The organism is Pseudarthrobacter chlorophenolicus A6 (genome assembly GCF_000022025.1).
In the GTDB taxonomy this organism is placed as follows: domain Bacteria; phylum Actinomycetota; class Actinomycetes; order Actinomycetales; family Micrococcaceae; genus Arthrobacter; species Arthrobacter chlorophenolicus.
In genome coordinates this window covers 4,069,488-4,089,795 of sequence record NC_011886.1, presented here as the reverse complement: position 1 = coordinate 4,089,795, position 20,308 = coordinate 4,069,488, and the positions used below count along the sequence as shown (strand labels likewise).

Genomic DNA, 20,308 nt, shown 5'->3' with positions numbered 1-20,308 from the left:
GGTTCTCCATTTCCATGGGGTCACGCCAGCAGTAAGGCGACGCCGATCATGGCCGGAACAGCCACAACGGTAGTGATCAGCACGGTGTCCTTGGCCACGGTGAGGCCGGTCTTGTAGCGGCTGGCGGCTACGAACACATTCTGCGCCGTGGGCAGGGCGGACGTCACCACCACGGCGAACAGGGCATGGCCGTCCATCCCCAGGGCAAAACGGGCAAAGACATAAGCAAGGGCCGGCTGGACCGCCAGCTTGAAGGCGCTCGCCAGCAGGGTGTCCACCCGGCGTCCGGCGGCTGCCTGCAGCGGCCGGGTTCCGTTCAGGCTCATGCCGAAGGCGATCAGCATGGCCGGTATGGCGGCACCGCCAATGAGGTGGATGGGTTCCAGGACCAGCTCGGGCACCTTGAAACCCGTGCCGGCAACAATCAGGCCCAGCGCCGAGCCCACGATCATGGGGTTCCGCAGGATCATCACTACGAAGCTAAGCGGAGTGGTCCGGTGCGAGCTGGTGCTGGAGTCCAGGATCATCAGGAACATCGGCGTGAAGAACGCCAGCTGGAAGATCAGCAGTGGGGCCACGTAACTGGCGTCGCCAAGGACATATACCGCAATGGGAATACCAAGATTCGCCGAGTTGGCCAGGGATGCCGACATCGAGGACATCAGCGATTCGGGCAGTGAACGCTTCAGCCAGAACTTGACGATGGTGAAGAAGATGGCAGCCGTGGCGATGGCCGCCACCGCGGTCACCAGCAGCGGAGCAGCGAACACTTCCTGCAGCCGGGCCTTGCTGAGGGTCTCGAACAGCAGGGCCGGGCTGGCCACGAAGAAGGTGAGTGAGCTGAGGACCTGGCGGGCGTTCTCACCCAGGATCTTCTGCCGGCCAACGAACCAGCCCACCAGGATGATGCACCAGACAACGAAGAAACCGGCGAGTACCCCTAGCACGGAGGAACCCGTGGCGGGCGGCGGAAAAGGGTGCCGGGTCTCACGCCCCGGCTACAGGGCGGCGTTGTTGAGCGCGAACGGCGGACGCGTCATGCCGGGAGCGATGCCTTCGGCGGGGTCGTTCCCCAGCTGGATGATGCGGTTGTCCTGGTCCACATGGACCACCTTGGGCTCGTAGGCCTTGGCTTCCTCGGTGGTCATCTGCGCATAAGTGATGAGGATGACGAGGTCGTTCTCGTGCATCAGGTGCGCGGCGGCGCCGTTGATGCCGATGACACCGGAGCCGCGTTCACCGGCAATGGTGTAGGTCTCCAGCCGGGCGCCGTTGGTGATGTCGACAATCGAAACAAGCTCGCCGGGCAGGATGTCCGCTGCCTCCAGCAGGTCCAGGTCAACGGTGACGGAACCTACGTAGTGCAGGTCGGCGTGGGTGACGGTGGCCCGGTGGATTTTGGACTTGAACATTGTTCGATTCATAACGGCTCCAGTCTAGCGCCGGGGCCGCGCCGCCGCAGTGACGCAGGGAACACGCGGCAGGCGTACGACGGCGGGTGGTTACGTTGCGTCATTCCCCGCCACCGCGGCTGCAGCGGCAGCAAGGGTTTCCCTTGCTGCCAGGATGGCGGGCCGCTGCACGCTGGACCGGCGGACGGACGTAAAGATGGTGCGGTGCGGCCTGCCCGGGAGCTCCAGCAGCCGGGCGGTGGTGCCCCGGCCCGTCCACACCAGGTCCGGCATCAGTGCCACAGCGTTGCCGGATTCAATCAGCCGGGCCTGGGCCTGCAGGTCGGCCGTCTCGAAGCGCACATCCGGTTCGAACCCTGCGCTCCTGCACGCCTGTTCCGCCCAATGGCGCGATGCGGCACCCCGCGGCTCCATGACCCAGGGGACTTCCGCGGTGTCCGCCAGCGCGCGGATGGCCGTGCCGCCGTCGGACGCCGGAACCGCGAGCCGGATGGCGTCCGTGGTCAGCTTCACGCGGTCCAGTTCCGGATAGCGGGGAGCTGCGTGGCCGGGGTACTGTTCGGCGATGACCAGGTCGAAGTCCCGGGCCCAGGTCTCGTGGAGTGCAGTCTCGGGTTCGCGCTGGATCATCTCGATCCGGACTTCCGGGTAGGTCTTGGCCATCCGGGTGAGGGTGTCCGGCATCAGTGCCAGCGCTGCCGACTGGAACACGGCAATCCGCACCGTGCCCGTAACGGTGGTCAGTGACGCCGCCAGGTCCGCCTCCGCCTGTTCCATGGTTTCCAGCAGCTGCGCCGTGTGTGCCACCAGCACTTCGGCCTGCGGGGTGAGCTGCACGCGGCGGCCGGTCTTCCGCAGCAACTCCACGCCCACCTCCTTCTCCAGGAGGGCAAGCTGTTGGGATACCGACGACGGGCTGTACTGCAGGGCCTCAGCCACCTCGGCGAGTGTTCCCCGGATGCTCAGTTCCCGCAACAGGCGCAGCCGGCGAACGTCGAGCATGGGGAATTCCTAACTGAAACTAATGAATATAGGTTAGAAGTAGTCACTTTATCTAATGCAAACAGGCTTGCATACTGTTGGGACTGAGTTACCCCCGTCACAGCCTTTACCGGCGTGCCGCGGCGGGGCAGCACCCCACAGCAGGAGTTCCTGATGAGCACTAGAGATATGAGCCAGTCCATCATGCGGCGAAAGCCCATCGATGATATCGAAGAAGAGAACAAGCACAGCGGACTCTTCAAATCGCTGGGCCTGTGGCAGCTCACCGCCATCGGCGTTGGCGGCATCATCGGCGTCGGCATCTTTTCCCTCGCGGGGCTGGTGGCCGCAGGAAGCGAAGGCAACCCGGGAGTGGGGCCCGCGGTGCTGATCTCCTTCCTTATTGCGGGCCTGGCCTCGGCGGCCGCGGCCCTGTCCTACGCTGAGTTTGCCGGCATGATCCCGCGCGCCGGCTCGGCCTACACCTACGGCTACGTGGCCCTGGGCGAGGTGATCGGCTGGTTCATCGGCTGGGACCTGCTGCTCGAGTACATTGCCATCGTGGCTGTGGTGGCCATCGGCATCTCCGGCTACCTGGACGCGTTCCTGTCCGGCATCGGCATCCACATGCCCATCTGGATGACGTCCACGGTAGATGAGGGCAAGGGCGGCATCGTCAACATCCCGGCCATCCTCGTCTGCCTCCTGGTGACGTGGATCCTGTCCCGCGGCACGAAGGCGTTTGGCCGGTTCGAGCTGGTGGCGGTGGCCATCAAGATCGTCCTGATCCTCTTCATCGTCGGCCTGGGCATCTTCTACATCGACACCAACAACTACAACCCGTTCATGCCGTCCGGCTTCGGGCCTGTGCTGGCCGGCAGTGCCACCGTGTTCTTCGCTGTCTTCGGCTACGACGCCATGAGCACCGCGGCCGAGGAAGCCAAGGACGGCAAGAAGCACATGCCCAAGGCCATCATCCTCTCGCTCATCATCGCCATGCTGCTCTACGTGGCGGCCACCCTGGTGCTCACCGGCATGCAGAACTACAAGGACATCGACCCCAAGGCCGGCTTCGCGTCGGCGTTCACTTCCGTTGGCCTGCCGGTCATTGCCACCATCATTTCCGTCTTCGCGGTGCTGTCCATCCTCACCGTGATGCTGACCTTCCTCCTGGGCGTTACCCGCGTCTGGTTCTCCATGAGCCGGGACGGGCTGCTCCCGGGATGGTTCGCCAAGACCGACCGCCACGGCACACCGCAGCGCGTTACGTGGATCGCCGGCATTGCCTCGGCGTTCCTGGCCGGCGTGTTCCCCATCAAGGAGGTCGCGGACCTGACCAACATCGGCATCCTGGCCGCGTTCGTCGTCGTCTGCCTGTCCGTGATCATCTTCCGCTACAAGCGCCCGGACGCGCCGCGCACCTTCCGGCTGCCGCTGATGCCCCTGGTCCCTGCCTTCGGCGTCCTCGCCTCGGCCTTCCTGATGTTCCAGCTGCACTGGGAAACCTGGCTGCGGTTCGGCGCGTGGCTGGTCATCGGCCTGGTCATCTACTTCTTCTATGGCCGCAAGAACTCGCTGATGAACCCCAACAGCCCCCGCCACCAGGAGATCGAGGAAATGCACCGCCCCCTCGCCTGACCCGCGGGAGCGTCACTCCCACCCGTTCTCCAGCCGCCGGCAGGCGTCCCACCATGCAAACCCCGCGTTGCCCGATCACTTTTGGTCCCTAAACAGCCCTTTTGAGGACCAAAAGTGATAGAGCAACCGGGAGGGTGGGGCGCCTGCCGCCGGCATTTAAGGACCCGTTGATCGGCTGGTTAATTGGTTGGTTTTCCTAACCTGTATTAGTTGGAAAAGATCGCTTTATCTTATGTGAGCAGGAGCGCATACTGATGAAAAGACCTCCTCCCACTCAAGGAAAGATCGGGAAAACCATGACCCACGTTGCAATGGAACCGGCAGTCACCCACGCGGCCACCCCGCAGACGGTCGACGTCGACGTCCCCCAGGCCAAAGCCCTCGCCACTGAGGCGGTCGCCTTGGTCCGTCGCTGGCTTACCGAGGCCGCGAAGGTTCCGGTGGATGCCTCCGCCGAACAGCTCGCCGGAGTGCTGAAGGACCCCAACGGCCTGGACTTCACTGTGGGCTTCGTGGACGGCGTAGTCCGCCCCGAGGACCTGAACGTCGCCGCCCGCAACCTCGCCGCACTGGCCCCGAAGGTTCCGGCCTTCCTCCCCTGGTACATGAAGAGCGCCGTGGCCCTTGGCGGCACCATGGCCCCCGCCTTGCCGCAGGTGGTTATCCCCGCGGCCCGCAAGGTCCTGCGCGAAATGGTGGGCCACTTGATTGTGGACGCCACCGATGCCAAGCTGGGCCCCGCCATCGCCAAGATCAAGAAGGACGGCATCAAGCTCAACGTCAACCTCCTGGGCGAGGCAGTCCTCGGCGAGCACGAGGCATCCCGCCGGCTCGAAGGCACGCACACGCTGCTGGCGCGCCCCGACGTCGACTACGTCTCCATCAAGGTCTCCTCCACCGTGGCCCCGCACTCCGCCTGGGCCTTCGACGAAGCCGTGGAACACGTCGTCGAGAAGCTCACCCCGCTGTTCCAGCGCGCTGCCTCCTTCGCCGCCCCCGGCAGCAGCACCGGCGGCAAGGCCAAGTTCATCAACCTGGACATGGAGGAATACAAGGACCTGGACATGACCATCGCGGTCTTCACCAGGATCCTGGACAAGCCCGAGTTCAAGGACCTCGAAGCCGGCATCGTGCTGCAGGCCTACCTCCCGGACGCACTGTCCGCCATGATCCGCCTGCAGGACTGGGCCGCAGAGCGCCGGGCCAACGGCGGCGCCGGCATCAAGGTCCGCGTGGTCAAGGGCGCCAACCTGCCCATGGAGCAGGTGGAAGCCTCGCTGCACGATTGGCCGCTGGCCACCTGGGGTTCGAAGCAGGACTCCGACACCAGCTACAAGAGCGTCATCAACTACTCGCTGCACCCGGAGCGGATCAAGAACATCCGGATCGGCGTTGCCGGCCACAATCTGTTCGATATTGCCTTCGCCTGGCTGCTGGCCAAGCAGCGCGGGGTAGAGTTCGGCATCGAGTTCGAGATGCTGCTGGGCATGGCGCAGGGGCAGGCCGAAGCCGTCAAGAAGGACGTCGGCTCGCTCCTGCTGTACACGCCGGTGGTGCATCCGGCTGAGTTCGACGTCGCCATCGCCTACCTGATCCGCCGCCTCGAAGAAGGCGCCAGCCAGGACAACTTCATGTCCGCCGTCTTCGAGCTCGATAAGAACGAAGCCCTGTTCGAGCGGGAAAAGCAGCGTTTCCTCTCCTCGCTGGAGTCCCTGGACAACACCGTGCCGCCGGCCAACCGCCAGCAGAACCGCAGCCTGACGCCGGTCGCGATGCCGCACGATAGGTTCAAAGACACCCCGGATACTGATCCCTCCCTGCCGGCCAACCGCACCTGGGGCCGGGCCATCCTGGACCGCGTTCCGGGCTCCACTCTGGGTAACGCGTCGGTGAAGGCGGCCTTCATCAACGACGAAGCCACCCTCAACAAGGCCATCGAAACCGCCGTCGACAAGGGCAAGGCCTGGGGCGCACTGTCCGGCGACGAACGTGCCGCCATCCTGCACCGCGCCGGTGACGCCCTCGAGGCCCGCCGTGCCGACCTCCTCGAGGTCATGGCCAGCGAGACCGGCAAGACCATCGACCAGGGCGATCCCGAGGTCAGCGAGGCAGTGGACTTTGCCCACTACTACGCCGAGTCCGCGCGCAAGCTGGACGCGGTCGACGGCGCCACGTTCGTCCCGGCGAAGCTCACCGTCGTGACGCCGCCGTGGAACTTCCCGGTCGCCATCCCGGCAGGGTCCACTCTCGCGGCACTCGCCGCCGGCTCCGCCGTCGTCATCAAGCCTGCCAAGCAGGCCGCCCGCAGCGGCGCCGTGATGGTCGAAGCCCTGTGGGAAGCCGGCGTCCCCAAGGACGTCCTCACCATGGTGCAGCTGGGTGAGCGGGAGCTCGGCACCCAGCTGATCAGCCACCCGGCCGTGGACCGCGTCATCCTCACCGGCGGCTACGAGACCGCGGAACTGTTCCGCTCCTTCCGCAAGGACCTGCCGCTGCTGGCCGAGACGAGCGGCAAGAACGCCATCATCGTCACCCCCAGCGCCGACCTGGACCTGGCGGCAAAGGACGTGGCGTACTCAGCGTTCGGCCACGCCGGCCAGAAGTGCTCCGCCGCTTCACTGGTGATCCTGGTTGGCTCCGTAGCCAAATCCAAGCGGTTCCACAACCAGCTGATCGACGGCGTCACCTCGCTGAAGGTTGGGTACCCGCAGGACCCCACCAGCCAAATGGGCCCCATCATCGAGCCCGCCAACGGCAAGCTCCTCAACGCGCTCACCACCCTGGGCGAAGGCGAAAACTGGGCAGTTGAGCCGAAGAAGCTGGACGGCACCGGCAAGCTCTGGAGCCCCGGCGTGCGCTACGGCGTCAAGCGCGGTTCCTACTTCCACCTCACCGAGTTCTTCGGCCCGGTCCTGGGTGTCATGACCGCCGACAACCTCGAGGAGGCCATCGCCATCCAGAACCAGATCGAGTACGGCCTCACCGCAGGGCTGCACTCGCTCAACTCCGAGGAACTCGGCATCTGGCTGGACGGCATCCAGGCCGGCAACCTGTACGTCAACCGCGGCATCACCGGCGCCATTGTGCAGCGGCAGCCGTTCGGCGGCTGGAAGAAGTCCGCTGTTGGCGCCGGAACCAAGGCCGGTGGGCCGAACTACCTGGCCGGGCTCGGCGACTGGACCCCCGCCGAGGCAACCGCAAAGGCTGAGGTTACGCACCCCGGCGTCCGGCGGATCATCAACGCCGCAGGCGCCGCCCTTGATCCGGCCCGCCTTGAGTCCGTGCAGCGGGCCCTGGCGTCCGACGCCGAGGCCTGGGCCAACGAGTTCGGCACGGCCAGGGACGTCTCGGGCCTGAGCGCGGAGCGCAACATCTTCCGCTACAGGAACCTTCCGGTCACCATCCGCCTCTCCGAAGGTGCGCCGCTGGCGGACCTGGTGCGGACGGCGGCCGCCGGCGTACTGGCGGGCTCGCCGCTGACGGTGTCCACCGCTGTCGAACTCCCCGCCCAGCTGCGGGCCGTACTCCTCGGCCTCGACGTGGACCTGACGGTGGAGTCCGACGCCGGCTGGCTGGCTTCGGCTGGGCAGCTTGCCTCGGCGGGCAAGCTCTCCGGCGCCCGCATCCGCCTGCTGGGGGGCGACGCTACGGCCCTGGCGGAAGCAACCGGCGGCCGGCCCGACATCGCTGTCTACTCCCACGCGGTGACCGAAGCCGGCCGGGTTGAGCTGCTGCCGTTCCTGCACGAGCAGGCTGTCAGCATCACCGCACACCGCTTCGGCACGCCGAACCACCTTTCGGACGCTCTCATCTAAGTTCCGGCAGGGCATAAAAAGACCGGTGGTTGTTCTTGTCGAAACCCGGGTTTCGACGAGAACAACCACCGGTTTTGTGTGTCAGCTACCCCAGGTACCAGCCCGGCGGAGTCCACGTCACGGGCACGCTGTGGGCCGAGAAATCCTCGCAGCGGGTGCACGTGTAGGCCACCTCGCCCAGTGCGGCCACCGATCCGTCGTGCCGGTAGGTGGGCGGGATGTAGGACTCAAGGTAGATAAATTCGTCCGTCCGGCACTTTTCACAGGTCGGCTTGCCGATGTAGCCCGAATCGGTGGTGGCAAGGCCGGTACCGAGATTGGACTGACGCGTTGCCGGCCGGACGCTGGTGTGCGGGCGGGCGTGTGCGGCGTTGAAGTGGGTGTTCCTGGCTGTCGTCATTGGCTGCCTGTCCCGGGCGGCGTGCCATGGTGTGCAGGCGCGCCCGAATTGTAGAACCGGCCTGCTGCTGGACCTTGGAGAAACCAGCATAGATTATGCAACGATCTGACATCAATGAAAGATTTCTCCCGGCTCCGGCTTGCAGGTTCACCCCTGGCGGTTGATGATGCGCCCAACAATGGACTGCGTGAGCGCGTCGATGACTTCCGCGTTGGCCAGCGGGTTCCGGATGAGGGTGAAATCCACGTCGCCCACCGCCGGCAGGTCGAACCGGCGGGTGATGATTTTCAGGTCCTCCGGTACCAGGGACGACGGCATGACGGCCACCCCGATTCCGGCCCGGACGGCGGCCAGGACCCCGCTGATCTGGCGGGTGGTGCAGGTGATCCGCCAGGTCCGGCCGTGCGCTTCAAGCGCGTCGATGGCGAGTTTTCGGCTGAGGCTGGGGGAGGGGTAGGCGATCAGCGGCACCGGCGCGCCCGGTTCGAGGGACGTCTGTTCGAGGCCCACCCAGGAGAAGGAATCGTGCTGGACCACGGTGCCGTCCTTGGCCCCCGCCACCCACTTGACGAACACCAGGTCCAGCTGCCCCGCATTGAGCTTGCGGTAGAGCTGGTCGCTTTGGCCCACCGTCAGTTCGAGGTTGATCTGCGGGTAGATCTGCCGGAACTCGCGCAGGATCCGGGGCAGCCCGGTGATGGCCAGATCGTCAGCGGTGCCGAAACGCAGCCGGCCCCGCATGGCCGAGCCGGAAAAGTAGCGGGCCGCGGCGTCGTGGGCCGAGAGGATGTTCCTGGCGAACCCCGCCATGGCGTCCCCGTTGTCCGTCAACCGCACGTCCCGGGTGTCCCTGGTGATGAGGACGCGCTTGGCGGCGGATTCCAACTTACGGATGTGCTGGCTGATGGTGGGCTGTGCCAGCCCCAGCCGGTCCGCGGCCTTGGTGAAGCTCAGGGTTTCGGCGACGGCCAGGAATGACCGGAGTTGGGCTGGTTCGAACACGGTGGACTCCATCGGCTGCGCGTTGCATTGCGGTTCGCAATACGAGTTATAGGGACAATACGTCTCCATAATCTGTTAGCGCCACCATAGCGTTAAGGGCATCCCGGACCGCACCCACTTTGAGGACAAACCTGTGGCACCCCCACCGCCGTCGTCGGCAACCGTCAGCCAGCCCGTCATCGATTCCGCGAGTTCAGCACCAGCCCTGCCGTCCACCCCGCAAGCCCCCGACGTCCGGAAGCGGGACGCGCTCACCCAGCCGCTGCCCGTCGTCGCGGAACGCCTGCCGTGGAAACACACGTTCATTTCCCTCAGCGTTCCCAACTTCCGCATCTTCGCGGTGGGCCACTTCATCGCCGTCATCGCCATCTGGATGCAGCGCATCGCCCAGGACTGGCTGGTCCTCCAGCTGTCCGGATCCGTCACCGCCGTGGGATTCACGGTGGCGCTGCAGTTCCTGCCGTCGCTGGTGCTGGGGCCGTGGGGCGGCATGATTGCCGACCGGTTCGCCAAACGGAAGATCCTGATTCTGTGCCAGGGCGTCGCCGCGGTCCTGGCTGCCCTGCTGGCCACGCTCGCCCTGACCGGCGCCATCGCGGTGTGGCACGTCTACGTGATCGCCCTGGTACTGGGCCTTGTTACAGTGCTCGACCAGCCCGCGCGCCAGGTTTTCGTCAACGAACTGGTGGGTCCCACCCACCTGCGCAACGCCATCAGCGTCAACTCCACCACGTTCCAGCTGGGCGGGCTGATCGGGCCTGCACTGGCCGGACTGCTCCTCACCGCGGTGGGTGCAGGCTGGGCGTTCGCAGCCAACGCGGTGGCCTGCTGCTCCACGGTGGCGATGCTCCTGATCCTCCGCAAGGACCAGTTGCACGTCAGCGCCCCCACCCCCAAGAGCAAGGGCATGCTGCGCGAAGGGCTGCGGTACGCGCTGGGCAAGCCCACCATCTACTGGCCGTGGCTGATGGCCGGATTCATTTCCGTGTTCGCCATGAGCCTGCCGGTGATCCTCGCAGCCTTTGCCGACCATGTCTTCCGTGTGGGCGCCGGCGGATATGGCCTCCTCAACGCGCTGGTGGCCCTCGGCGCCCTGGCCGGCGCCATAGCCTCGACCAGGCGGCGGCAACTGCGGCTGCGCTCGGTGGTGTTCTGCGCCGGAATGTACGGGGCCATGCTGTGCCTGGCCGCGCTGGCGCCCTCGCTGGCAACGTTCGGTGCCGTGATGGTGCTGTCCGGGTTCTGGTGCCTGATGTTCCTCACCGGCTCCAACCAGCTGGTGCAGATCAGCTCAAACATGGGGATCCGCGGCCGCGTCATGAGCCTGTACATCATGGTGCTCATTGGCGGCCAGGCACTGGGCGGGCCGATGCTCGGATGGATCGCCGAACACGCCGACCCGCACATGGCGCTCCTGGTCTCCGGCGGGGTCCCTGCGGCCGCGGCCGTTGTGGTGGGCATTGTCCTGGCGCGGAAGGGCGCGCTGACCCTGAAAGTGGACGTGCGGGACCGGCGCCGGCCGATCCGGATCGTGGACCGGACGGCGCCTGCCTCGTCCTAATCTTCGGGGCTTCCTACCCACGCGAACGCGGCCACCACCAGCGCCGAGATCCCGGCGTCGAGCGTGGGGCGGATGACGGGGGCAAAACTCGGTGAGTGGTTGGACGGGATGGTGGATGCCACCGTCCCGTCCTGGACCGCCCTGCCGTACGCCTCGGGATCAGTGCCACCCAGCAGCCAGTACACCAAAGGTGCCCCTGCGGCTGTGGCGAGGGTGCCCACGTCCTCGCTGCCGGTGACGGGGCCAGGATCGACGGCGCCGCCCAGCTTCGCGGCAAACGCCTCGCGTACGCGGGCGGTGGCGTCGTGGTTGTTGACCACCACGGGAAAGTGCTGCCCGGCGGTGATCGAGGGCGGCTGGGGCGCCCCGGAAGCCGCGGCCTCGCCGTTGATGATTCGGGTCATGCCGCTGATCATCCGCTCCCGGACCGCCGGATCCGCGGTCCGTATGCTGATGCCCAGCCGGGCCTCGTCGGGAATGATGTTGTCCTTGGTGCCGGCGTTGAGCTGGCCGACGGTGAGGACAGCCGTTTCGTTGCCGCCGATCTCGCGGGATACCAGCCCCTGCAGCCGCATGATGGTGGCCGCGGCCATCACCACAGGATCCACGGTGGTTTCCGGACGGGAGCCGTGGCCACTCCGGCCGAACAGCGTCACCGAGAAGCTGTCGGACCCGGCGAAGGCAGGTCCGGCATGTACGCCCAGCGCACCGGCCGGGAACGGGGCCACATGCTGTCCCATGACAACGTCCGGCACGGGGAAATGCTCAAAGAGGCCGTCCGCCACCATGTCGCGGGCGCCGGCGCCGGTTTCCTCGGCAGGCTGGAACACCGCCACGATGGTTCCGGACCAAGCCGGGAGATGGGCGCTGAACAGCGCAGCCGCACCGAGGAGACAGGTCACATGGACGTCGTGGCCGCACGCATGCATCACGGGAACGTCGGCGCCGTCGGGACTGGTGCCGCGAGCCGTGCTGGCGTAGCCAAGCCCTGACTTCTCCAGGACAGGAAGGCCGTCCATGTCCGCTCGGAGCATCACTGTGGGTCCGTCCCCGTTCCGCAGGACGCCTACGACGCCGGTCCCGCCCACCCCGGCGCTGACCTCCCAGCCCAGCCCGGTGAGCCGTTCGGCCACGATCCCGGCGGTCCGGACTTCGGCTCCGGACAGCTCGGGATGTTGGTGCAGATCCTCGTAAACTCCGGCGAGGTCCTGTGCCACCGCGGCAACGTCGTCCAAAACCTTTGTCATGACAGTCCTTACGTACGGGTTCGCTTGCTTTGCGACCCTACGCCCGGAGGCAGGAGAAAGTGGGGGCCGAAGGCCGGGCGTTCACCGACCGCAAAACCGTCGCCGGATGGGGCAAAAGTGTGGCCATGCCGGCGGCGGCCCGGCAGGAGCACGGACCGGCCGGCGGCCTGCTTAGGGCCAGAGGTCAGGTCTGCCCGGCCAGATCCGGGTTCCTGGCGGAGTGTGGGTAGTCTGCCTCCCGCTGCTGGAACTCGAGCACGCTTTTGTTGAGGACCACGCCGGCGCGGATTTCGATGGCCCGCGCCAGGGTCTCGTTGCGGTCCCACTCGGCCGGGCCGCCGAGCACCGGCTCAAGGAACGGCAGCAGGGCCTGGCTGATCTCCCAACTGGAGGAGTTCCAGAGGTAGGACGGGCTGTGGTCCACCGCGTAGTAGTTGATGTGGTTGCCCACCGTAAACATCGGCTCGGCAAAGGTAGTGGAGCGGGCCCAGCTGAACCCCATGCCTTCATCACAGGAGACGTCTACGATCAGGCTCCCCGGGCTGAAGGCCGCGAGGTCTTCCGTCTGGAGGTAGGTCAGCGGATTGTTGGGATCCTGCAGCGTGCAGTTGACCACGATGTCGCTCTCGGCCAGGAACGGCGCCAGCGGCAGCCGCCCCCGCTCGGTGATGACCTGGCTCAGGAAAGGAGCTTCGTCGTCATGGTCGAACTGCACGATGTTCACTGAATGGATCGGGGCGCCCACCGCCGCGATTCCACGGTTGGTCAGCACTTGGACGTCGTGCACGCCGTGGGCGTTCAGGGCGGTTACGGCACCGCGGGCGGTGGCACCGAAACCGATAACCACGGCGCTGAGTCGGCGGCCGTAGTCACCGGTGGAACCGGTAAGCGAAAGCGCGTGGAGCACCGAGCAGTAGCCGGCCAGCTCATTGTTCTTGTGGAAGACATGCAGGCCAAAGCCGCCGTCGCTGGCCCAGTGGTTCATTGCCTCGAACGCGATGAGGGTCAGCTTCTTGTCGATGGACAGCTGGGTGATGGCCCGGTCCTGGACACAGTGCGGCCACCCCCACAGGACCTGGCCGTCGCGGAGTTCCGCCAGGTCTTCGGGCTGCGGCTTGGGCAGGAGCACCACGTCGGCCTCTGCAAGCAGCGTCGCCCGGGGCACGATTCTCCCCACCAGGGTGGCCAGGTGGGCATCCCCTACGCCGAAACGCTCGCCGTAGCCATGTTCCAGGATGATGCGCTCCCGCAATTCCGGGGGAATCCGGCCGAAATGCAGTGGGTGGATGGGCAGGCGGCGTTCGTCGGGTTTCCGGGTGGAGGCCAGGATGCCCAGGCTCAGCCGGGTTTGTTGGCCGCTCACTTCTTTTTGGTTGCCTTGCCGGGGGTGGTATCGATAGAGCTGGCCGGCGCGGCGGCGGCCCTTTTGTCAGCGCGCTTTTCCTTGATGGACTTGCCGGATTTCTTGGATGCTGTTTGACGCGGGGACTTGTCAGCCATGATTGCTCCTGTAGCGGAACCGAAGAGGTTCCTGGCTTCCGACCTTACACGGGCGGACCTAATGGCCGGGCGGGAAGGCCGGGTGCCGGCGGCGTCCGCGGTGCCGGGGCCTGGAACACTGGAGCGGCTGACGGGAATCGAACCCGCGTATCAAGCTTGGGAAGCTAGCGCTCTACCATTGAGCTACAGCCGCGTTGCCGCCGCATCTGCGGGGCAGAACTTAGCTTAGCGCAGATGGAACGGCGGTCCGGCCACGGTGCAAGCAGTTCCAGCTGTGTCCGTGATCCGGCACGTCATCCAGTAACTCTTCAATAACGTCGCCGCATCTGGCTAGGTGGGCGCCCGGCAGGCTGGCTAACCTGAACCGGAAAGCTGCGGCGCCAGGGGGAGGCGGTCCAGGCAGCATACCCGCGCACCCACAGAAAGATCCCCCATGGCATCCGCAGAACACGAGGTCTTCATCCGGCGTGACGCCATGGCCGTGTACCTGTACCTGATGGACGCCACCAACCTGCCTCACTGGCGCGAAGCTGTCCGCAGCGTGAAGCTGGTGCAGGGCTCTGCCGGAACCAAGGGGGCCATGTACCGCAAGATGGTGGCCGGGCGGTCCGGACTCAGCATCCCGGCCGAGCTGGAAATCACCCAGGCCAGGCCCGGCGCCGAAATCCAGTTCCGGGTGACCTCCGGCCCGTCGAACCGTTCGGGCGGCTACTACCTCAGCACCGAGAACGACGGCACCCGGCTCCGCTACGCGCTCGAAGCCCGGCCGGAGGGCTCGTTCTCCTTCCTGGACCGGTTCGGCGTCCTGAACAGGATCGCCCAGCGGCGGGTCCGCGCCGAAGTGTCCCAGCTTGACCGGCTCAAGGACGTACTGGAGCTGCAGACCGTCAGTTAGCCGGTGGACGCCCGTACCACCGGCGTCCACCCGCCGCCTTCGCGGCGCGGGTTCTCCGCATCTTGTCTTGGTACTTACTGTGTGGCGCTTACTGCGCCAGCCGCTGGCCCGTCCAGGGTCCTGCAATGTTCGACGGCGATGCCAGTCTTCCGCCCGAGAGGTCCCAGTACTGCACAACATCGGAAGCCCTGCGGAGCGCAACGCCGGTGGAGTTCAGTCCGGTGACGTTCTTCAGCGCCCTGATCCCGGTGACGTCCTGCCAGCCGGTGGCTACCGTGGGCCGCGCCTCGGCGCGGAGGGTGGTGGTTCCCCAGCCGCGGTAGAGCTGCACAGCGCCGTCAGCGCGGAGGGCGAGGACATCCTGGAAGCCGTCGGCGTCGTAGTCCACCATCGCCAGGCGGGAGGCGGTGATGCCGCCCGTGATCAAGGCCCTGGCCGAGAGGTCGCTGGTGCCCTTGTTGGGGTAAAGGAAGAGGTTCCCGCTTCCGTCCAGGGCCAGGATCTGCGGCATCCTGTTGTTGGCGCACCAGCCGCCCACCGCGAGGGTGAGGGACTGCCAGCCGCCGGACCCAAGGGTGATTGCTGCCTGGAACCCTCCGGTGGCGATGCCGCGGTGCAGGGTGAGGTTCCCGTTGGTCCACTGGGTCACGAGGTCGTAGGCGCCGTCCCGGTCCCAGTCGGTGACGAAGACTTCCTTCGCGCCGCTGAAGCCGGAGCCGATGACTTTGGCGGCACCGTACGTGCGGACACCTGTTGAGGCCCTGTTGAGCAGCTGGCCCGAGGAATTTACGGTCACGAGGTCGCCGGGGCCAGTGATGGCCGCGGCACTCAGGTCCAGGGTGGGAGGCATGTGCCGCCCCGCGGCATCACACAGGGTGGGTGCCGGCGGGGGGAAGGCGGAGCCCCCGCCGGAGCTGCCCCCGGACCCGCCGGGCGAGTCCACGGTGCCGGCCGGGAGGGTGGTGTAGCCGAAGAAGTTCACCACACCCCAGATCTGGTAGGTGGAGTTGGTGTACGAGATCCCTGCGCCCATGACGTTGAAGCGGGGATCAATAAGCATGGCGTTGTGCCCGGGGGAGCCTTTCCACCATTCGACCAGCAGGGCGGCATCCCGGTCCGTCCGGATGGCGATGACCTCGCCTGCGCCGTTGTTGGGGTTCATGGCGCGCGGATCTGTCCAGAAGTTGGCGCGGTGCTCGATGACTTCGCGGGAGGCAATGCTGTCCGACCACTCCTGGGCGAGGCCGGCGACAGTGGGGTTGTATTTCACCGGTTTCAGGCCCTTGGAGGCCCGGTACTCGTTGATCTTGGTGAAAACGGTGAGGATTGCTGCCGAGTTGTTGTCCTTGACCAGCGCCTCCGTGGCCGGTGGCGCAGCCAATGATTCGGAGGTTGCCGGCGAGGTTTGGGCGGGCACGGATGGTGCCGGGGAGGCCAGTTCAGCGTCCGGTGCCCACAGCGGAGGGATGGAAGGGACCTCGGGCGCGGGCTGCGCCGGAGCGGAACCCGAGGGGCCGGTGGAACCGTCCGATGGTGCGGGGGAAGGTTCCTGGACCGGCCTGATGTCCAGCGCCGGCCCGACGGCGGGGGCGGCCGGAGCTGCCGGCGGTGCCACATCCAGCGGCTGGGTGGGCGAGGCCACGCGGATATCCGGATCGACAGCCGGGGTGAGGGCTGTGCCGGCTGGGTTGTCCGCCGCGCCGGAGGTGCCGGCACCGTCCGCGGTGGCCGTCCCCAGCGAGACCCGTGACGGTCCTGCCGACGCCGCGTGCTGCCCGGTATCCAGCGGCAGCGGGGCAGGCCCCGCCGTCGAGGAGGCGAGCACCAGCGCGCAGAGCACGCCAATAAAAGAGGGCGCGACTAATTTATTCACAACATCCCCAGCTCTGTTGGGCCATCCGGGAGACCATCCGGCGCCTGTGTATCTGAGGCAACATTAGCCCCACTGGACTACAGCAACAACGAAAGAATGTGGCTGTGGATATCCCATACGGTAATTTGGGACGGTGCTGATCTCAGACCGCGATATTCGTGCCGAAATAGACTCCCAGCGGATCGTGCTGGAACCGTTCGAGCCCGCGATGGTGCAGCCGTCGTCGGTGGACGTCCGGATCGATAAGTTCTTCAGGCTTTTCGACAACCACAAATACGCCCACATCGATCCTGCGCAGGAGCAGCCCGAACTGACGCGGCTGGTGGAGGTTGAGCAGGACGAGGCCTTTATCCTGCACCCCGGCGAGTTCGTCCTGGGCTCCACTTACGAGACAGTCACGCTCCCGGATGACATCGCCGCCAGGCTGGAAGGCAAGTCCTCGCTGGGCCGGCTGGGGCTGCTGACGCACTCCACCGCAGGTTTCATTGACCCCGGCTTTTCCGGCCACGTCACGCTGGAACTGTCCAACATGGCCACCTTGCCCATCAAGCTGTGGCCCGGCATGAAGATCGGCCAGCTCTGCTTCTTCCGCCTCAGCTCCTCGGCGGAATTCCCCTACGGCCAGGGCGAGTACGGCAACCGCTACCAGGGCCAGCGCGGGCCTACCGCCAGCCGGAGCCACCTCAACTTCCACCGCACCCGCATCTAGCTCAACCGGCACTCCGTACCAACGGTGCCTACGCCTGCGCCGGGACCTGCCGCCGTCGCGAAGATGCCTTGACCAGGGGTTCCACGAACCGCGCGGCCAGGGGGCCGATGACGGCCATCAGCAGGACGTAGGCGGTTGCCAGGGCTGCAAGGTTGGACGGCACGGCACCTGAGGCGACGGCCAGTCCGGCGATCACGATCGAGAATTCGCCGCGGGCTATGAGCGTGGCACCGGCGCGGAAACGTCCGGGCCTGGCAATTCCTTCGCGTTTGGCTGCCCAGATTCCGGTGGCCATCTTGGTTCCGGCAGTCAACACTGCCAGTACCAGGGCCCAACCCAGAACCGGCGGAATGGTCGTGGGATCGGTATTCAACCCGAAGGCCACGAAGAAGATGGCGGCGAACAGGTCGCGCAGCGGTTCGAGGATGCGCGTGGCGTTGTGGGCGGTGGCGCCTGAGATGGCGATGCCGAGCATGAAGGCGCCCACCGCTGCGGAAACCTGCATGGCAGAGGCCAGTCCGGCCACCAGGAGCGCGGCGCCCAGCACGTTGAGCAGGAACACCTCCGAGTTTTCGCTATGCACGGCCTTGGACACATGGTGGCCGTGCCGCAGCGCCACCATGAGCACCGCTGTGACCACAGCCAAGGCAATGGCCACCGTGGTCAGTCCGCCCAGGAAACTCACGCCCGCAAGAGTGGCAGTGAGGATGGGCAGGTAGACGGCCATGGCCAGGTCTTCGAAGACCAGGATGGACAGCACCACCGGTGTTTCGCGGTTGCCCAGCCGGCCCAGGTCCGTGATGACTTTTGCCGCGATTCCGGACGAGGAAATGTAGGTGACGCCGCCCATCACCATGGCCCCCACGCCGCCCCAGCCCAGGAGCAGGGCCAGCGCCGCTCCCGGAATGAAGTTGAGCACGAGGTCCAGCACGCCGGCCTGCCACGAGCGCCGCAGGCCTGTGAACAGCTCCGCCGCCGTATATTCCAGTCCGAGCATAAGCAGGAGCAGGATGACGCCGATCTCGCCGGAAAGGTGTGCGAACTCGTGCATGCCTTCGAGCTTCACCACGCCACCGGCACCAAAAGCGAGCCCGCCCAGCAGGTAGAGCGGGATGGGTGACATTCCAATCCGTCCGGCCAGCCTGGCCAGCAGGCCAAGGCAGAACACAACGGCCCCCAGTTCAATGAGGGTCAGGGCCAGCGGGTCCATGAGGGGTCAGCCGTGGCGCAGGATGTCGGCCGCCGAATCGAGGCCTTCCAGGGTTCCAACGGCAACCAGCAGGTCACCGGTATGCAGGATCACGTCGGGTCCGGGCGAGGGCAGGACCTCCCCTTCACGCATGATGGCAACGATGGAGACGCCGCACCGTGTACGGATGCACGCCTTGCCCATGGGCTGGTTCTGGAACGGGGACTCCGGGGCGATCGAGAATTGCCGGGTGACGATGCCCGGGACGTCCTTGTGCTCCTCGGTCAGCTTCATGGCAAGGTGCTGGCCACCCAGCAGGTTGCCCAGGGTGGCGGCTTCGTCGCTGGTCAGCGGAATGGAAGCCTGGCAGGTATCGGGATCGTCCCACGTGGAGACGATCAGTTCGGTCTGGCCTTCCCTCAGTTCCACCACGCCGATCCGGCGTCCGGAAGCTGTCATGAAGTCCTTCCTGCGGCCGAGGCCGGGAAGGTTCGTTTCGTCCACGTTCATGGTTAAAAGCCTAGTCTTCCGGAGCGTTGCGTGGTGGGGGTCAGGCGGAGGGGACGACGGCGATGGGAGCCTTGTCCGGCGACTTCACCGGCAGCAGGACCAACAACCCGGCGAGAAGGACCACCATGATGCCCAGGATGCCCCAGCGCTGCGCCTCGCCGGCCGCCACCAGCGGGGTTGCCACCGTGATGCACAGCGTGAAGAGGGCCGGTGCCAGGAAGCTGACGGCCCGGCCGGTGGTGGCGTAGAGGCCGAACAGTTCGCCGGATTCCCCGTGCGGTGCGAGCCGGGCGAGGTAGGCGCGCGATGACGACTGCGCCGGGCCTACGAACAGGCAGAGGAACAGGCCGAACACCCAGAACGTGGTGCTGCCTGCCCAATCCATGCCGAAGAAGGAATAGTCGCCGTTGCCCAGGACGAGGATCACGGTCCCTGCCACAAGAAGGCCCGCGAGTGAGCCGATGATGACGGCCTTCGGACCCACCCTGTCGTCCAGGAACCCGCCGATGATCGCGCCCACTGCCGCCACCACGTTGCCGAAGATGGCGAAGAAGATGACCTGGGACAGCTCGAACCCGAAGGTGCCTGCGGCGATGATGCCGCCGAAGGTGAACACCGCGGCCAGCCCGTCACGGAACACGGCGCTGGCCAGCAGGAAGTAGATGGTGTGCGGGCTGGTGGCGTAGATGGCGCGGATCCGGCGGAAGAGCAGCCGGTAGCTGGCCACGATGCCGAGGCGGGCCGCCCTGCCGGTCCGGGGCAGTTCCGGGACCGCGAACAGGACCGGCAGGGCAAAGATGAAGAACCAGAGGGCGGAGAACACGGCCACCAGCCGGATGTTCAGGCTGTCCTGGGTGGATGCGCCGAACCACTCAAAGCTGGGCTGGACGAACAGCTGCAGGACGATCAGAAGGGCCACGATGCCGCCCAGGTACCCGGCGCCCCAGCCGATGCCGCTGACTTTGCCGATGTTCCTGGGGGTGGAGATCTGGGCCAGCATGGCGTTGTAGTTGACCCCGGCGAATTCGAAGAACACGTTGCCCAGGGCGATCAGGGTGACGCCCAGCAGCAGGAATTCCGGCTGCGGGAAGACGAAGAAGCACAGTCCGGTGAGGACGGCGACGGCGGCCGTGTTGACTCCCAGCCACAGCTTCCGCCTGCCGCCGGCGTCGGAGCGCTGCCCGGTCACCGGGGCCAGCAGTGCGATGGCGAGGCCCGCCACGGCGAGGGCGCCGCCGAGGACCGCTGAGGCTTCGTCCTTGCCGCCGAAGGCGTTGGACGTCAGGTAGACGGTGAACACGAACGTGGTCATCACGGCGTTGAAGGCTGCCGAACCCCAGTCCCAGGACGCCCAGGCCAGGATCCTGCCCTTGGTGGAGACCTGGTTGCCGGATGCGAGTTCCGAGGACGGCTGCATGGCCCGGGGAGCGCTGGCGCTGTTCATAGCTGCATCGTATCCGCCGAGCGCGAACAGATGGCGGACTATGCCCCGGACTGGCGGGGCCGGCAAGCGCCAGCAAGGAAATATGGGGCTGGAAGCATGCGCAGTCTTGATAAACTGGGGGCTCCCGAACCC

The 20,308-nt window shown here is 66.3% G+C and carries 17 protein-coding genes and 1 tRNA gene; 5 read left to right on the top strand and 13 right to left on the bottom strand.

Annotation, left to right across the window (positions count from 1 at the left end; all coding sequences use genetic code 11):
* Nucleotides 1–20: 20 nt before the first annotated feature.
* The 3 genes from ACHL_RS18420 to ACHL_RS18410 all read right to left on the bottom strand — a co-directional run bounded on the left by ACHL_RS18420 (nucleotide 21) and on the right by ACHL_RS18410 (nucleotide 2,414).
* The gene (locus tag ACHL_RS18420; RefSeq protein ID WP_015938826.1) at nucleotides 21–947 is read right to left on the bottom strand and encodes an AEC family transporter; all 927 of its coding nucleotides are present in this window, start codon (nucleotides 945–947) and stop codon (nucleotides 21–23) included.
* Nucleotides 948–998: 51 nt separating this feature from the next.
* Nucleotides 999–1,424, bottom strand: coding sequence for an aspartate 1-decarboxylase (gene panD, locus ACHL_RS18415; protein WP_015938825.1), 426 nt, complete (start codon nucleotides 1,422–1,424; stop codon nucleotides 999–1,001).
* A 78-nt stretch (nucleotides 1,425–1,502) separates the two neighbouring features.
* On the bottom strand, nucleotides 1,503–2,414 hold the full coding sequence (locus ACHL_RS18410; RefSeq protein WP_015938824.1) for a LysR family transcriptional regulator: 912 nt from the start codon (nucleotides 2,412–2,414) through the stop codon (nucleotides 1,503–1,505).
* 153 nt (nucleotides 2,415–2,567) lie between these two features.
* Here ACHL_RS18410 and ACHL_RS18405 point away from each other — a divergent pair, with 153 nt between their 5' ends.
* Nucleotides 2,568–4,031 carry an amino acid permease gene (locus ACHL_RS18405; protein ID WP_015938823.1) on the top strand — a complete coding sequence of 488 codons (1,464 nt, stop codon included), beginning with the start codon at nucleotides 2,568–2,570 and terminating at the stop codon, nucleotides 4,029–4,031.
* Between the two features lie 296 nt (nucleotides 4,032–4,327).
* Nucleotides 4,328–7,846: a bifunctional proline dehydrogenase/L-glutamate gamma-semialdehyde dehydrogenase gene (locus ACHL_RS18400; RefSeq protein ID WP_085931241.1), complete on the top strand. Its 3,519-nt coding sequence runs from the start codon at nucleotides 4,328–4,330 to the stop codon at nucleotides 7,844–7,846.
* A gap of 85 nt (nucleotides 7,847–7,931) precedes the next feature.
* Here the strand turns inward: ACHL_RS18400 and ACHL_RS18395 are convergent, their stop codons facing one another.
* The gene (locus tag ACHL_RS18395) at nucleotides 7,932–8,246 is read right to left on the bottom strand and encodes a hypothetical protein (RefSeq protein WP_015938821.1); all 315 of its coding nucleotides are present in this window, start codon (nucleotides 8,244–8,246) and stop codon (nucleotides 7,932–7,934) included.
* A gap of 147 nt (nucleotides 8,247–8,393) precedes the next feature.
* Complete coding sequence (locus tag ACHL_RS18390) at nucleotides 8,394–9,248, bottom strand: LysR family transcriptional regulator (protein ID WP_043794878.1); 855 nt, start codon at nucleotides 9,246–9,248, stop codon at nucleotides 8,394–8,396.
* A 133-nt stretch (nucleotides 9,249–9,381) separates the two neighbouring features.
* Here ACHL_RS18390 and ACHL_RS18385 point away from each other — a divergent pair, with 133 nt between their 5' ends.
* Nucleotides 9,382–10,809, top strand: coding sequence for an MFS transporter (locus ACHL_RS18385; protein ID WP_015938819.1), 1,428 nt, complete (start codon nucleotides 9,382–9,384; stop codon nucleotides 10,807–10,809).
* Here the strand turns inward: ACHL_RS18385 and ACHL_RS18380 are convergent.
* The 4 genes from ACHL_RS18380 to ACHL_RS18370 form a co-directional block, all read right to left on the bottom strand.
* Nucleotides 10,806–12,056, bottom strand: a complete 1,251-nt coding sequence (locus ACHL_RS18380) for an amidohydrolase (protein ID WP_015938818.1) — start codon at nucleotides 12,054–12,056, stop codon at nucleotides 10,806–10,808. The genes ACHL_RS18385 and ACHL_RS18380 overlap by 4 nt on opposite strands.
* Nucleotides 12,057–12,240: 184 nt before the next feature.
* Nucleotides 12,241–13,419: a N(5)-(carboxyethyl)ornithine synthase gene (locus tag ACHL_RS18375; protein WP_015938817.1), complete on the bottom strand. Its 1,179-nt coding sequence runs from the start codon at nucleotides 13,417–13,419 to the stop codon at nucleotides 12,241–12,243.
* Entirely contained in the window at nucleotides 13,416–13,556 is a 141-nt protein-coding gene (locus ACHL_RS24505; protein ID WP_015938816.1) for a hypothetical protein, read from the bottom strand. The genes ACHL_RS18375 and ACHL_RS24505 overlap by 4 nt, the downstream gene beginning before the upstream one ends.
* 119 nt (nucleotides 13,557–13,675) lie before the next feature.
* Nucleotides 13,676–13,749 (bottom strand) — tRNA-Gly (locus ACHL_RS18370).
* 240 nt (nucleotides 13,750–13,989) lie between these two features.
* On the opposite strand from ACHL_RS18370, the gene ACHL_RS18365 reads away from it, so the two are divergent.
* Complete coding sequence (locus ACHL_RS18365; RefSeq protein WP_015938815.1) at nucleotides 13,990–14,451, top strand: SRPBCC family protein; 462 nt, start codon at nucleotides 13,990–13,992, stop codon at nucleotides 14,449–14,451.
* 88 nt (nucleotides 14,452–14,539) lie between these two features.
* On the opposite strand, the gene ACHL_RS18360 is transcribed toward ACHL_RS18365, so the two are convergent.
* Nucleotides 14,540–16,324, bottom strand: a complete 1,785-nt coding sequence (locus ACHL_RS18360) for a CAP domain-containing protein (protein WP_015938814.1) — start codon at nucleotides 16,322–16,324, stop codon at nucleotides 14,540–14,542.
* A 133-nt stretch (nucleotides 16,325–16,457) separates the two neighbouring features.
* On the opposite strand from ACHL_RS18360, the gene dcd reads away from it, so the two are divergent.
* A complete protein-coding gene (gene dcd / locus ACHL_RS18355) occupies nucleotides 16,458–17,033 on the top strand; it encodes a dCTP deaminase (RefSeq protein WP_015938813.1) in 576 nt (191 codons plus the stop codon).
* A gap of 28 nt (nucleotides 17,034–17,061) precedes the next feature.
* Here dcd and ACHL_RS18350 read toward each other — a convergent pair whose 3' ends face one another.
* The 3 genes from ACHL_RS18350 to ACHL_RS18340 are packed head-to-tail and all read right to left on the bottom strand — an operon-like array spanning nucleotide 17,062 to nucleotide 20,176.
* Nucleotides 17,062–18,243, bottom strand: coding sequence for a cation:proton antiporter (locus ACHL_RS18350; protein WP_015938812.1), 1,182 nt, complete (start codon nucleotides 18,241–18,243; stop codon nucleotides 17,062–17,064).
* A 6-nt stretch (nucleotides 18,244–18,249) separates the two neighbouring features.
* A complete protein-coding gene (locus tag ACHL_RS18345) occupies nucleotides 18,250–18,732 on the bottom strand; it encodes a cation:proton antiporter regulatory subunit (protein ID WP_015938811.1) in 483 nt (160 codons plus the stop codon).
* A 40-nt stretch (nucleotides 18,733–18,772) separates the two neighbouring features.
* Nucleotides 18,773–20,176: an MFS transporter gene (locus tag ACHL_RS18340; RefSeq protein ID WP_015938810.1), complete on the bottom strand. Its 1,404-nt coding sequence runs from the start codon at nucleotides 20,174–20,176 to the stop codon at nucleotides 18,773–18,775.
* Between the last annotated feature and the right edge of the window lie 132 nt (nucleotides 20,177–20,308).